The organism is Methanobrevibacter acididurans (assembly GCF_046197875.1).
Classification (GTDB): Archaea; Methanobacteriota; Methanobacteria; order Methanobacteriales; family Methanobacteriaceae; genus Methanobrevibacter_A; species Methanobrevibacter_A acididurans.
Genome location: NZ_CP166991.1, coordinates 578,666 through 592,318, shown reverse-complemented (window position 1 = coordinate 592,318; position 13,653 = coordinate 578,666). Strand labels below are relative to the sequence as shown.

13 protein-coding genes are annotated in these 13,653 nt (G+C 27.0%); 6 read left to right on the top strand and 7 right to left on the bottom strand.

Annotated elements, in window-relative coordinates; all coding sequences use genetic code 11:
• The first annotated feature begins 158 nt into the window (after positions 1 to 158).
• Positions 159 to 1,478, top strand: a complete 1,320-nt coding sequence (aspS, locus tag ACA135_RS03015; RefSeq protein ID WP_409198829.1) for an aspartate--tRNA(Asn) ligase — start codon at positions 159 to 161, stop codon at positions 1,476 to 1,478.
• A gap of 271 nt (positions 1,479 to 1,749) precedes the next feature.
• Here aspS and ACA135_RS03010 read toward each other — a convergent pair whose 3' ends face one another.
• The gene (locus tag ACA135_RS03010; protein ID WP_409198828.1) at positions 1,750 to 2,130 is read right to left on the bottom strand and encodes a hypothetical protein; all 381 of its coding nucleotides are present in this window, start codon (positions 2,128 to 2,130) and stop codon (positions 1,750 to 1,752) included.
• A gap of 141 nt (positions 2,131 to 2,271) precedes the next feature.
• Here ACA135_RS03010 and ACA135_RS03005 point away from each other — a divergent pair, with 141 nt between their 5' ends.
• The 4 genes from ACA135_RS03005 to hemL all read left to right on the top strand — a co-directional run bounded on the left by ACA135_RS03005 (position 2,272) and on the right by hemL (position 5,779).
• Positions 2,272 to 3,540 carry an NAD(P)/FAD-dependent oxidoreductase gene (locus tag ACA135_RS03005; protein WP_409198827.1) on the top strand — a complete coding sequence of 423 codons (1,269 nt, stop codon included), beginning with the start codon at positions 2,272 to 2,274 and terminating at the stop codon, positions 3,538 to 3,540.
• Between the two features lie 72 nt (positions 3,541 to 3,612).
• Positions 3,613 to 3,759 carry a hypothetical protein gene (locus tag ACA135_RS03000; protein WP_409198826.1) on the top strand — a complete coding sequence of 49 codons (147 nt, stop codon included), beginning with the start codon at positions 3,613 to 3,615 and terminating at the stop codon, positions 3,757 to 3,759.
• 90 nt (positions 3,760 to 3,849) lie between these two features.
• Positions 3,850 to 4,485 carry a cobalt-precorrin-8 methylmutase gene (locus ACA135_RS02995; protein WP_409198825.1) on the top strand — a complete coding sequence of 212 codons (636 nt, stop codon included), beginning with the start codon at positions 3,850 to 3,852 and terminating at the stop codon, positions 4,483 to 4,485.
• Positions 4,486 to 4,513: 28 nt separating this feature from the next.
• Complete coding sequence (hemL, locus tag ACA135_RS02990) at positions 4,514 to 5,779, top strand: glutamate-1-semialdehyde 2,1-aminomutase (protein WP_409198824.1); 1,266 nt, start codon at positions 4,514 to 4,516, stop codon at positions 5,777 to 5,779.
• 42 nt (positions 5,780 to 5,821) lie between these two features.
• Here the strand turns inward: hemL and ppk1 are convergent, their stop codons facing one another.
• From ppk1 to ACA135_RS02960, 6 genes are all read right to left on the bottom strand, one after another.
• The gene (gene ppk1, locus ACA135_RS02985) at positions 5,822 to 7,990 is read right to left on the bottom strand and encodes a polyphosphate kinase 1 (protein WP_409198823.1); all 2,169 of its coding nucleotides are present in this window, start codon (positions 7,988 to 7,990) and stop codon (positions 5,822 to 5,824) included.
• Positions 7,991 to 7,995: 5 nt separating this feature from the next.
• Positions 7,996 to 8,898, bottom strand: a complete 903-nt coding sequence (locus ACA135_RS02980; RefSeq protein ID WP_409198822.1) for a phosphatase — start codon at positions 8,896 to 8,898, stop codon at positions 7,996 to 7,998.
• A gap of 89 nt (positions 8,899 to 8,987) precedes the next feature.
• Positions 8,988 to 9,677: a TMEM175 family protein gene (locus ACA135_RS02975; protein ID WP_409198821.1), complete on the bottom strand. Its 690-nt coding sequence runs from the start codon at positions 9,675 to 9,677 to the stop codon at positions 8,988 to 8,990.
• A 147-nt stretch (positions 9,678 to 9,824) separates the two neighbouring features.
• Complete coding sequence (locus ACA135_RS02970) at positions 9,825 to 10,997, bottom strand: aldo/keto reductase (RefSeq protein WP_409198820.1); 1,173 nt, start codon at positions 10,995 to 10,997, stop codon at positions 9,825 to 9,827.
• 180 nt (positions 10,998 to 11,177) lie between these two features.
• Positions 11,178 to 11,909 carry a DUF4012 domain-containing protein gene (locus ACA135_RS02965; protein ID WP_409198819.1) on the bottom strand — a complete coding sequence of 244 codons (732 nt, stop codon included), beginning with the start codon at positions 11,907 to 11,909 and terminating at the stop codon, positions 11,178 to 11,180.
• Positions 11,910 to 12,046: 137 nt separating this feature from the next.
• The gene (locus ACA135_RS02960) at positions 12,047 to 12,685 is read right to left on the bottom strand and encodes a DUF4012 domain-containing protein (protein WP_409198818.1); all 639 of its coding nucleotides are present in this window, start codon (positions 12,683 to 12,685) and stop codon (positions 12,047 to 12,049) included.
• Between the two features lie 192 nt (positions 12,686 to 12,877).
• Between ACA135_RS02960 and mtxX the strand changes: the two genes are divergently transcribed.
• A complete protein-coding gene (gene mtxX, locus ACA135_RS02955) occupies positions 12,878 to 13,615 on the top strand; it encodes a methanogenesis marker protein Mmp4/MtxX (protein WP_409198817.1) in 738 nt (245 codons plus the stop codon).
• The last annotated feature ends 38 nt before the right edge of the window (positions 13,616 to 13,653 follow it).

Genomic DNA, 13,653 nt, shown 5'->3' with positions numbered 1-13,653 from the left:
TTTAAATAAACAAGTTTTCACCATATTCTTAAAAAATTTGTCTTATACTTTTATAAACTAAAAAGATTATAAATTAATATAGTATGTTTAAATTAATAACAATACTAAAAAAATACTAAATTTTATTTTATTATATTAACAGAATAAGGAGAATTATAATGGAATACTTATTAAATGATTGGAGAAGAACCCATTATACTAATAAAGTTAATCCCACAATAACTGGTGAAGAAATAGTTATAATGGGATGGGTTCATGAAATAAGAGACCTTGGTGGAATCATATTTGTACTTGTCCGTGATCGTGAAGGTATGATACAAGTTACAGCACCAAGTAAGAAAGTTACAAAAGAAATATTAGAAGATTTACGTGGATTAAGCAAAGAATCTGTTATTGCAGTTAAAGGTAAAGTACAAGATTCTAACAAAGCACCTAATGGTGTAGAAATAATTCCTGAAGAAATTAAAGTATTAAACCTTGCACAACAACCATTACCAATGGATCCAACTGAAAAAGTTAAAGCTGAAATTGATACAAGATTAGATTCTAGATTCCTTGATTTACGTGTAGCTCATGTTAGTAGCATCTTCAAAATCAAAGATAACATGTTCAAAACTGTTCGTGAATACTTTGATGAAGAAGGTATTATGGAAATTCACACACCTAAACTTGTAGCTAGTGCTACAGAAGGAGGAACTGAATTATTCCCTATCACTTACTTTGAACGTGAAGCTTTCCTTGGTCAATCCCCTCAATTGTATAAACAAATGATGATGAGTGCTGGATTCGATAAAGTATTTGAAATTGGTCAAATTTTCAGAGCAGAAGAACATGATACTTTAAGACATTTAAATGAAGCTGTAAGTATAGATATGGAAGCTAGTTTCATGGATGATAAAGATGCAATGGAAATATTAGATAAAATGATTTCTCGTGTATTAAGAAGCACTAATGAAAATTGTAAAGATCAATTAGAAATCTTAAATCAAACATTAGATATACCAGAAGGACCTTTCCCTGAAGTTAAATATGATGATGCTGTAGATATTGTTAACAGTAAAGGTGTTGAAATGGAATGGGGTGAAGATTTAAGTAGAGCTGGTGAAAAGGCTTTAGGTGAAAGTCAAGAAGGATTTTATTTCTTAACTGAATGGCCTACTGCTATTAAACCATTTTATGTAATGCCTCAAGAAGATCGTCCTGAAATTAGTCATGCTTTCGATTTAATGTATAAAGATTTAGAAATTTCATCAGGTGCAACACGTATACATCAATATGATTTACTTAAAAATCAACTTGAAGCTAAAGGTTTAAATGTTGATGCATTTGCAGATTATTTAAAAGCATTTAGATATGGTATGCCTCCTCATGCTGGTTGGGGTGTAGGTTCTGATCGTTTAAATATGGTTTTAACTGGTGTTGAAAACATTCGTGAAACTGTTCTTTTCCCTAGAGATAGACGTCGACTTACTCCTTAAGTTTTTTAGTAATAAATTTTTGAGAAGAAAAAATATATTTTTTTCTTCTCTTTTTTTATACAAAAATAATTAGTTCGTTAATATACTTACATAATTATTTTTACAAACACCTCATAATATCAAATCAATTAAAACAAAAAAACCAATGAAATAAGATATAAAAAACAATACAAAGTATAAAATAAACAAAAGGAAAACAAAAATAATTAAAGTATTATTCTTAAAACAAAAAAAGATAAAAGCATATATACACTTAAAAATGAAAAAATTATTATTTGTGTAAAAAATTTAAAAACCGCTTGGATAAATTATTATTTAAAATAACACCACTAAACTCAGGATAATCCTCTAAAAATTTCATAAGCTCTTTTTCATGATACTCATTAATAAGACGTTGAGCTTCAGTATTATTATAATTACTTAAAGTATCCTCTTCAAAATGACGAATCTCTTCACGTTTCCTATTTTTAAATTCTAAAACTTCAGGAGGAATTTTAACATCTTCCATCAATAAAATAAGTTTATATCCTAAAGAATTACTTTCATTACCAATACATTGATTAATTAACCTTGGCATAACTACAGGTTCACAAAAAATTTTTTTATAAATTTCAATATAATGATCTAAAATATAATCAGAATCTAATTTCATAATATGTAAAACATATTCAAAAAATAATTAATAAACTTTATTATAAAAAAAATCCATTTAAGAAAAAATAAAGAATAAAATACTAGAAAAAATAAAAAAGATAACTAAATAATAAAGAAACAATTTAGGAAATAAAAAATTATGAAAACATATTCAATATGCATTATCGGAGGTGGACCCTCTGGAATGATGGCAGGATTAAGTGCAGCAAAAAACTTAAATAATGGCAAAACAATTGCAATTATAGAAAAGAATAATGATTTAGGTCAAAAATTATTATTAACTGGTGGTGGACGTTGCAACATAACAAACGAAAAACCAATTAAAGACCAATTAAAATTATATGAAGAAAAAAACTTTTTAAAACCTTCATTTTATACATTAACAAATACAGATTTACTTGAAATTTTTGAAAATAAAGAAGTTACATTTAAAACAGAAGACAACGGCAGAATATTTCCCACTACAGATGATGCTCATATTATAAAAGGAGTATTAAAAGAGTATCTTGAAAATTTTAAAGTGAACTTAATAGTTAATACAACTGTAAAGTCAATTAATCTTAAAGACTCTAAATTCCAAATTCAAACAAATAATGAAGAATATCAATGTGATAAATTAATAATTACAACAGGTGGAATAGCTTACCCAAATACCGGAAGCAATGGTGATGGATACATATTCGCAGAAACCTTAACACATAGTATAAGTCCAATTAAACCAGGACTTGTAAGTTTAAATATAGATGATAATCACTTACACAAATTAGCAGGAGTACAGTTAAGTAATGTTACAGTTTCATTTAAAGATAAGAAAAAGAAGATAAGTAAAACTGGTGATATACTAATATCTCACAAAGGATTAACTGGACCAGCAATAATTGATTTAAGTAATGAAATAATGAAAAAAAGTAATTATGACATATTAAACAATGCAACAGATTTAGATGAAATAAAAATAAGTGTTGACTTAAAACCTAAATTAACAGAAAACCAATTAAAAGAAAAAATAACAAAAGATATGCCAAATCATGGAAAAACTAAAGTTAAGAATTATATGCAAAAATTAATGACTAACAGTTTTATAGGATATTTTTTAAATCAAGCACAAGTTAGTAGTAACAAAACTATGAGTAATCTTACACGTAAAGATAAAAATCGTATAGTTAATAATTTAAAACATTTCCCATTTATTGTTTCTGGAATCTTTAAAGAAGATGCTAAAGTTACTATAGGTGGAGTAAAAATTGATGAAATTAATAATAAAACTTTAGAATCAAAATTAAATGAAGGATTATATTTTGCAGGTGAAATTTTAGAACCTGCAGGTCCTACTGGAGGATATAATTTACAATTATGTTTTAGTACTGGTTATCTTGCAGGAAAAAGTGCAAGTGAAAGTTTAAAATAAAAATAATAAGTTTTTTAGATTATAACAATCAATATTTAATAATATATTAAAAATATTAAGGGGAAATATAATATGAGTTATCGAGAAGAACATGACGGATATTGTCCTGAATGTGGAATGAATTCTATAGTACAAATAGTTGATGAATATGGAAATGTTGAAGATGAATATTGTGCAATTTGTGGTTATGCAGGTATAGGTATAGAAGTTTACGATTAAATTAATTTTAAATTAAACAATTTTTTTAGAACAATAAATATGAAAAATTTTAATTAATAAAGAGTAGTATAAATAAGAAATGTGATAAAAATGTTTATGGGAGCTTCAACCAATCAAGGAATGGATATTGCAACAAAAAGTCGGGAAATTATTAGAGAACTTATTAAGGATGATGTTAAAAATTTAAATCCTATAGAAACAGATATTGTTGAGCGTATTGTTCATTCAACTGCTGATCCCGAATATGCTAAATTAGTAAGTATAAGTCCTAATTTTGTTAATGTTAGTATTAAAGCTTTGAAAAACAATGAAGATATTTTAACTGATATTAACATGGTTAAATCAGGAATAACTCAATATGATGGTGATGTTTACTGTTATATTAAAGATGAAAAAGTTAAAGAAATAACTAAAAAATTATCCCAAAAAGAACCTATTACACGTGCAGCAGCTGCAATTCAATATGCAGCAGAAACTGGCTTTGAAGGAATAATTGTAATAGGTAATGCTCCAACTGCACTTTTAAAAGCTATTGAATTAAAAGAAACTGGAGAATTAAATGTTAAAAGTATAATAGGAGTTCCAGTAGGATTTGTTGGAGCAGCAGACAGTAAAAAAATATTACAAAAATCAGATATACCAAATATAATAACTAACGGCCCAAAAGGCGGAACACCAATAGCAGTTGCATGTGCAAATTCATTAATCCAAAATAGTAAAAAATAATTACAAAAATAAAGGAAGTTCAAAAATAATGTATTCAGAAGAACTATTTAAAATATCAAAAGAAAATATGCCCGGAGGAGTTAGTTCACCTGTAAGAGCATATAAACCATACCCATTTTTTGCAAAACAAGCAAGTGGTAGTAAAATTACAGACATTGATGGTAAAACATATATTGACCACTGTCTTGGATATGGGCCATTAATACTTGGCCATGCAAATCCAAAAATAGTAGAAGCCATAACAGATCAAGCCCAAAAAGGAACATTATATGGAGTACCTACTGAAAATGAAATTAAATTATCCCAAGAAATAATAAATCGTGTCCCCTGTGCAGATATGGTTAGATTCTGTAATAGTGGAACTGAAGCAACTATGAGTGCAATTAGATTAGCTAGAGGGTATACTGGAAGAGATAAAATAGTTAAGTTTGAAGGAACATATCATGGTGCCCATGATTATGTATTAGTAAAATCAGGTTCTGGTGCAGCAACACACCCAGATAGTAAAGGAATACCTGAATCTACAACACAAAACACTTTGAGTGTACCATTTAATGATGAGGAAGCATTAAAAGAACTTATTGAAGAAGAAGGAAACAACATAGCATGTATTATTATGGAAGTAGTAATGGGAAATGTGGGATGTATAAAACCTAAAAAAGGATACTTAGATTTCATAAGAAAATTAACAATAGATTATGGGATAATATTAATATTCGATGAAGTAATTACAGGTTTCAGATTATCATCAGGAGGAGCACAAGAATACTTCGGAGTAACTCCGGATATTTGTACTTTTGCAAAAATATTAGGAGGAGGTTTACCAATTGGAGCAATAGCGGGGAAACAAAAAATAATGGAATTATTTGCACCTAATGGTCCAGTGTACCAAGCAGGAACATTCAGTGGAAACCCTTTATCTATACGAGCAGGTATAACAGCACTCGAACAATTAGACAAATCATTCTATGATACTTTAAACAAAAAAGGAAACTTATTAAGACTCAGATTAAAAGACAATATTGAAGATTTAGGTCTAAACTTACAAGTAAATGGAATAGGAAGTATGTTTCAAATATATTTTAACCCAGAACCTGTAACAAATTATACTGAAGCAAAAAAAAGTGACAGTGACTTATTCACCGATTATTTCCATGAATTACTTAAAAATGGAGTATTCATAGCACCAAGCCAATTTGAATGCTGCTTCCTAAGTGGAGCACACAGTGATGAAGACCTTGAAAAAACATCTTATGCTATAGAAAAAAGTTTAAAAACAATATATCAAAAGTAAATTATAGGAAGATTAAAAAAAATCTTCCCATAAAAAATTTAATTAATAATCTTCTATAGTTTTATTATCCTTTTTTGCATACTCTTTCATGAAAGTTGCTTGGGCATTAACTTTTTTAGATCCTTCAGCAATTTTATCATAGAATCCTTCACGATTTAACTTACGAGCTTTAACATTATCATGTAAAAAGACATTAAGAATATGGTAAATTTGTTTTTTCACTTTTTTATCCTTAATTGGAGTAGCAATCTCTACACGTTTTTGTGTATTACGTGTCATCATATCTGCACTACTTATATACATTTTAAGTAAAGATTCTGGAGATTTTTTTGAATCATTTTCAGGTTCACTACCAAAACAATATATTCTTGTATGTTCTAAAAATCTACCCACAACACTAATAACTGAAATATTATCCGTATGTCCAGGAATACCTGGAACAAGAGTACAAATTCCTCTAATAATCAATTTAATTTTAACTCCCGCTTGAGAAGCAATTTCTAATTGATCTATAACTTTTTTATCAGTCAAACTATTCATTTTCATTATAATAATTGCTTTTTCACCATTTTCTGCTTTTTTAATAGTTTTACGAATATTTTTTAACATTGCTTTACGAAAACCATAAGGTGCAACAAGTAAATTTTTATAATCCCCTTTAAGATTACCTGCTTCCATATTCTTAAAGAATTCAACTGCATCTCCACAAATACCTTTATTAGAAGTTATGTAACAAAAATCAGAATAAATTTTACTAGTTTTTTCATTATAATTACCTGTACCAATTTGAGCAGTACAAGAAAAGTTACCATCATCTTCACGTCTTGTAATAAGACAAATTTTGCTGTGGACTTTAAATTGATCAAATCCATATAAAATATTACAACCTTCTTGTTCTAAAAGTTCAGTATATCTAATATTGTTTTGTTCATCAAAACGTGCTTTAAGTTCCATTAAAACTGTAATCTTTTTACCATTATCTGCAGCTTCCAATAAGTATTTTATAACTTTACTAGTGTTACTTAAACGATATATAGTCATTTTAATACTAACAACTTTAGGATCTCTTGCTGCTTCCTTAAGCAATTTTAAAAATGTATCCATAGATTCATAAGGATAAAATATTAATACATTTTTCTTTTTAATTTGTGGAATAATTGGATCATCAGTTAACTCATTAGTAATCCGTTGTGTATAAGGAGTATAAAATAAATCCTTAAAATAATCATGACTAACATTATTGAAAATTTCTTTAGTATAAGACATTTCAAGAGGAGTGTTTGAAACAAAAGATTGATTTAAATTTAAATTCAAATAATTACATAACATTAACCTAAGATAAGGATTAACATTTTTATAAATTTCTAAACGTATAGGTGCTAAACGATTTCTTTTTTTAAGAATACTTTTCATATGATGTCTGTAATCCTCATCATCATCTAATTTTTTAGTAGATAAATTAATATCTGCATTACGTGTTACAGAAATTATTGCCTTTTCTGCTACTTCATAATTACTGAAAATCTCATCAACATGTTTTAAAATAACTTTTTCAAGTAAAATAAAACGAGCTTTTTTAAGATTTCTAATTCTATCAGGAGCAAAATTTTTCATACCCTCATCAGGATAAATTACTCTAGGAAGTGAATTAGGGATAGGAACTACCGCATGATAAATACCATATTCATCCTTTAATTCTAAAACAATATTTAAAGCTTTATTTTTTAAATGAGGGAAAGGTTGATTATCACCTAACATCAATGGGGAGAGTACAGGTAATATGAATTCAGTGAAATAATTATCAACAAAAGTTTTTTCTTTTTTTGTTAAATCTTTATAATTTAAATTTACAATACCGTGTTTACTAAGATCTGTTAGTATATCATGATAAATTATATCTTGTTTTTGGTATAATTTTACAGTTTCTTCATAAATTTTATCTAATTGCTCTTGAGCACCCCACCCGGTTTTATTATCATAATAATCAGGATCATTGACTAAAGTTAAATCATAAAGAGTTCCACATCTAACCATATAAAATTCATCAAGATTACTGGTGAAAATACTTACAAAATTTAATTTTTCTAATAAAGGAACATCCGGATCTTCTGCTTCTTCTAAAACCCTTTGATCAAATTTCAACCAGGAAAGTTCACGATTTTGTGTATATGAACAAATAAAACCTTTATTCTTATTCTTCTTTTTAGACATTAAAATTACTCACTATCATTAATTATTTTAGAATTTAAATATCCTTCACGAACACCAAATTTACAAGCTTGTATTTCCCTTACACCAAAATAATCACATATTGCATCAATTACAATTAAACCAGGAACTAAAGTATGTATACGTGAAGCTTTAACTTTTAAAATTTTCATATAAGTTTTTTTATCATTATGTTTCAAGTCTTTTTCTACTTCTTTAAGTAAACTTGAAAATATTAAATTATTTGATTCATCTTGCAAACCTTCAGATATTAATAATTTTTTTATAGCACGTATAGTACCACCTACACCAACCATATTCTTAATTTTTAAATGAGGGACTTTTAAAACTTTTAATTGATGAAATACCTCTTCTCTAATATCTTCAGCTTCTTCATATGTAGGTAACATATGATTTACATATTTATTAAAAAGACTTAAAGAACCGATTGGTAAACTAAAAGTTAATTTAGATTTGGAATCTTCAAAGATAACAATTTCAGTACTGCCTCCACCTAAATCTATTAAAACTCCATCTTTCTCTTTAATAGATGAAACAACTCCTTGAAAACTTAATTGCGCTTCTTCTTTACCTGAAATTAATTCAATACTAATTCCAGTTTTATCTTTCACTTGTTTTAAAACATTATCTTTATTTTTAATATTACGTAAAGATGCGGTAGCAAAAAAATGATAATTTTTAATATTTAAAAAGTCTAAAATTTTTTTAAAATCTTGAATAGTACTTATTAATATTTTAATCCCCTGTTCATTGAGGATTTTGTTTTTTTTATAATTAATTAAACCTGCAGATACCTTTTTTGAAAGCATTAATTCAAAATTTTCTTCATTTATATTATAAACATTTAAACGTATAGTATTAGAACCTATATCAACTATACCAGTAATCAAATTCTCACCTATCATAATTAATATTATAGTACAATATTATATTTAAAAATTACAAAAAATTTTAAAAAATAGAAAAAATATTTAGATTTTTAATTATTGCCTTCTTCAACTTCTTTTTCAAGAGCTTTAATATGATTTTCATCAGCAGGATTAATATCCATATGTTTAAAGATTTTCCAAATTAATCTTAGGATTAATACTAAGAGATAGGATGATATACTTAATACAGGTGAATAAAAACTTAAAATAATTGCTAATCCAGATGCAATAACGGGATACAAAATTATAAACATTAGAGTACGCATATATGGCTTCATTTGAACTCTAAAATTTTTCATGATAATATCTTTTTTAAATGAATGTATAAACATATAAAGGTATAATAAGGATACTATAAAAATTAATGATGCAAAAATAATATCTGCTTCAAAAAATGTCCAAAATTTTGCTAAAAATTCTGTAGCAAATGGAATTAAACAAATAAATGCTAAAGCAACTAAATTGATATAGTAAACTGTATTATCAATTTCTTCAATGATTAAAAGTAAATTACTATTAGACCAGAAGTTAGCTATTAAAAAGAAACTTATAAAATACATTAATATTGAAGGTCCTAAGGATTCAATTATATAAGTAGTCATTTGGTAATTGGTAGTAATTACATTAGCTGAAGGTACTGCAATACTCAAAACAAGTATTGTCATAGCAATAGCATAAATTCCATCAATTAACCCAGATAAACGATCTGGAGCATGCTTAATCAATACATTTCGTGGCAAATTTATCACTTCAATTAGTAGTTATTTTATATTTTATAATTTCTACTATTAAAATTATCAATACAAAAATAGTTAATCCTATTTTATATTAAAAATTAATCACACTATACTAACTTCAATAATCACTATTAAAAATTTGTTTATGAATTAATGCTTAGTATTTTTGAAGTAATCTTCTACTTTATGTAATTCAGTCATTATATCAATATCTTGTGGACATTCTTCTAAACATTGTGCACAATTTTTACATTGATCTGCTCTACTTTTTTCAGTTATTACATCAAAGTATTGATTAGAAATTTTATCTGGTTTATCAAATACTTTTGATTCATTGTATTCATGAAAACATTTAGGTATGTTTACTCCATGGGAACAAGGCATACAATAATTACAGTAAGTACATAAGATTTCACTAGAGTGACGAAATTCATTGATTATTTTTTTAAGGATTTTATTATCTTCTTCTGTGAAATATCCTGGTTTAGCTTTGTTTGCTATTTCAATATTAGTTTTTACTTGTTCTAATGTACTCATTTCACTTAATACACAATTGATATGTGGCATGTTCCAAAGATATCCTAATCCCCATTCTATTGGTGATTTAATATTGTCACTAGTATTCATTAATTCTTGAACTTTTGGAGGTATATTATTTACTAATGTTCCTCCTCTTAGAGGTTCCATTATCATATTTCCTATTCCATTGTCTCCAACGTAATCTATTGTTTTTTTTCCACTTTTATATTGTGTGTCTAAGTAGTTCATTTGTGTGAGTACTACTTCCCATTTATCATAATAATTCATTACTTTCTGGAACAGTTGATAATCTCCGTGATGTGAAAATCCAATATGTTTTACTTTTCCTTCAGATAAGAGGTTGTCTAAAAATTCATTAAGATACCCAGTAAACATTAGTTTACCCCATAGGTTTGTTTTAATTCCATGGAGCATGTAAATATCAATACAATCTGTGTTTAATCTTTCTAATTGTTTGTTGAAGTAATAATCTAAGTCTTCTTTTTTATTGATTGGGTATAATGGTAGTTTACTACTTATTAATACTTTTTCTCGATAACCCATATCTAAAAATTCGGATAAGAATGGTTCGGATGCTCCACCATTTTCATCTAAGCAGTTGCCATGATAATCAAATCCTGTATCTAATATGTTTATTCCATTATCAATTCCATAAGATAACATTTCAGAGGCTTTTTTAGTATCAATTTTTGTGTTGTCACCATTTAATACTGGTAATCTCATTAGTCCAAAGCCTATTTGTGATACTTTTTCTCCTGTTTTTCCTAATTCTCTGTATTGCAATTTTTTGTATCCTCCCTTTTTTTATCTTAGTACTAAATGAAGGGTTTATGTTATTACTTTTTTTATAAATTATTATATAAAATTATTATCTTGATATTAAATAAATAATAAAAAGTATTACTTAATCTATAAAAAAAAGGAAAACCCCATAGAGTTTTCCCTTAACAATTAATAAATTCATTAGTTATTAACAATTGAATTAAAACCTTTCGTATAAAGCAATTGTATAAATGAACCTTTAGGCCATACCACAATATTTCCTTTATTATACTGAGTAATAGCCATTTGCATCATAGTATTACGAGTAGCAGGATCTTGAACAGCATTAGATAAACCTTCAACAACCGTTATAATAGCTTGACCCCTAGTATTGTTATTTTGATGTTGATCTTCCCGAACAAAATCAAGTACATTAACAACTGTAGGAGTTCCATTAATCTCTAACGGACCCGCAGATTTAACAATTGCATCAGCAGCTTCCACATTAACCAATACAACAGCATCTAATTTAACACTTTTATTATATTCAACAATTTCTTTAACATTTTGAACACCTTCATCTGTGTCATTATACCACAATGCATCATGGAGCAACATTTTTCCACCATTATCTCTAGCACCCGTATTAAGAGCTTCAGTAGGCTCGTTTTTAGTAGGATGTCTCATACCATGAGGATAAATTGGAGTATAATGTGAAACTGAACCATTTTCCAATGTAATAATATAAGCCATATCAACAGCACCCATTCCAGGACGCTCCTCAGTTTGATCCACTGCACAAACTAATATTTTCTTTTCACCTTGAGTTAAATCCCCACCATGGTCAAAAAACATTTGTCCAGCAATAACTACTAAAATTAAAGCGATTATAGAAATTAAAATCGCTATTAATAGTTTATTTCTTCTCTTCATAAAAAAATCACTTAAGTTAATTTGATTAAATAATCAAATTATAATTTTAAACTTCATTTAATATAAATTTAAGTTTTTTAAAATTATATTTAATGATTAATTCTAAATTTAAAAAAAAGTAAGAAATAACCTTAAAATTAAAAGTATATTCTAAGGTTACCTTGGAAATATTGAGAGGATGCAGCTCCTGCCATTTTAATTAATTTCATCGGATTATGTGTTGCATTAATTAGTGCATCAGCAAAAGATAAAACAGCATCTCCCCTACTTGCACCTTGGACTTGATCTTCACGTATAAGATCTATACCTGAAGCATTTACTACTTGACCATTATATTCTAATGGTGAAGCCGCTTGTATAATTGCATCTAAAGCTTTTGTATTTATTAAAATTACCGGACCAACTGATTGATTTGTATTATATTCAACTATTTCTTTTGCATATTGGGCTCCTTGTTTTGTATCATTATTCCATAATGAATCATGTAATAATAATTGACTTCCCGCCCCTTCTGCTTGCGCCTCGGCAGGTTCAGATGCAGTAGGATGAACCATTCCAGATGGATAAATTGGAGTATTATTTCCTCCAGTTGTACTTATTAAATATGCCATATCAACAGCACCCATTCCAGGCCTGTTTTCAGATTCATCAACAGCACATACTAAAATATTGGATCCACTACTGTCTCCTAAGAAAATTCCATTAAAGACAAAGAATATTAATCCAAATAATATTATTATGAGTAATAGGATTGCTATCTTCTTTTGAGTTCCCATTTTTGAATCATCCTCCATTAAATTTTTATTAAAAATTATAATTATTAACTTTTATAATTATCAAACTATTAATAGTTATGTAAAATATATATTCCAATTGTAAAATATAGATTACATACTATATAAATATAACCCAACAAAGAAACCTTAAAAAAAATAAATATAAAATAAAAGATAAACAAAAAGAATAACATGATAAACATAATAATAGGTGAAGGACTAAACAAAAACACCTTAAAAGCAACAAAAGAATTTGAAAAAAACCCAAACATAAATATAAAAACAGTGAAAACCAACCAAGAACTCTTAAAAGCAATAAAAAACCCAAATATAAATGCTGTAATAAGAGGATCACTACCCGCAAAAAATATAATACAAAATATAAAAAAAACACATACTAATACAAAAATAAACCGCTCCACAATAATAAATGGAGAAAAAAATAAATTTTTATTAACTCCTGTAGGAATAGATGAAGGAACAACATTAAAAAACAAAAAAGAACTAATAAAACAAAATATAGAATTCCTAGAAAACTTGGAAAAAACACCAAAAATAGCAATACTTGCAAAAGGACGAAAAGACGATGAAAACAGAAGCCAAATTATAGATCAAAGTTTAAAAGAATCAGAAAAATTAACAAAAGAAATCCAAAAAGAATATCCTCAATATCAAATCACCAATTATTACATACTAATAGAAAAAGCAATACAAGAAAAAAATAATATAATAATATGCCCAGATGGAATAATAGGTAATATAATATTTAGAACACTTGTATTAATGAACAAATGGCCAAGTATGGGTGCAATAACATTAGGAATACCCGAAATATATATAGACACAAGTAGAGATCAAAGCACTGAAACTTATATAAGAAGTATTAAATTAGCATACTACCTATCAAAAAAATCACAAGATATAAAATAAAAAAACAAGATATATAATAAAAACAAATAAATAATTAG